Origin of the sequence: Streptosporangium minutum (assembly GCF_002149035.1) — a bacterium.
In the GTDB taxonomy this organism is placed as follows: domain Bacteria; phylum Actinomycetota; class Actinomycetes; order Streptosporangiales; family Streptosporangiaceae; genus Streptosporangium; species Streptosporangium minutum.
In genome coordinates, this window is sequence record NZ_NGFP01000538.1 from 1 (window position 1) to 692 (window position 692).

Genomic DNA, 692 nt, shown 5'->3' on the forward strand with positions numbered 1-692 from the left:
GCTTGGGAGGAGAGGGGGAGGACGCCGAAAAGGGGTCCGGCTCGGTGAGCCGGACCCCTTTTCGGTGGTCGGTGAGTCAGCCGGCTGTCGATCAGCCCGCGTAGACCGGGTAGCCGTAGCCGACGACCTGGGACTTGGGCCGGACGCGGTGCTCGACCTTGCCGTTCCCGGTGTTGCCCTCGATCGTGCTGATCGTGCCGTCGCCGTTGTCCTTCTTCACGAAGCCGACGTGGTCGATGCCGCTGATGCGCTTGCCGCCGTTCCAGTCGAAGTAGACGACGGCGCCGGGCTTGGCGGTGGTGCCCCAGTGCTTGTTGTCCTTGAACCACTGGGCGTGGGCGACGGTGTAGGCGTCCCAGCCCATGGTGGGCCGGATGCCGGCCTGCTCGCCGACCCAGGAGACGAACATCGCGCACCAGGGGGCGTTGGCGTAGGCTCGCGGGCTGCCGCCGTCACGGGCGACGGTCTCCTTGGCGCGGGGGGAGGCCACGTACCAGGACTGGAACTTGGTCCCGCCGCCCTGGGAGTTCTCGGAGATGCCGACCTGCTTGGCGGCGAGGTCCAGGACCTGCGCGGCGGTGACCTTGGGCAGGCCCTCGGCCGCGGCCTGGAGGGGGGTCTTGTTCGCGTTGACCGGCTGGGCGACCTCGGCGGGGGAGGGGTTGAGGTGGCTCTGCCCGGGGGTGTCCGCC

1 protein-coding gene is annotated in these 692 nt (G+C 70.4%); it reads right to left on the reverse strand.

From position 1 onward, the window contains the following. Positions 1–91: 91 nt before the first annotated feature. Positions 92–692, reverse strand: a 601-nt coding sequence (locus CA984_RS44255) for a CHAP domain-containing protein (protein WP_086579182.1), incomplete at its 5' end; no start/stop codon positions are given.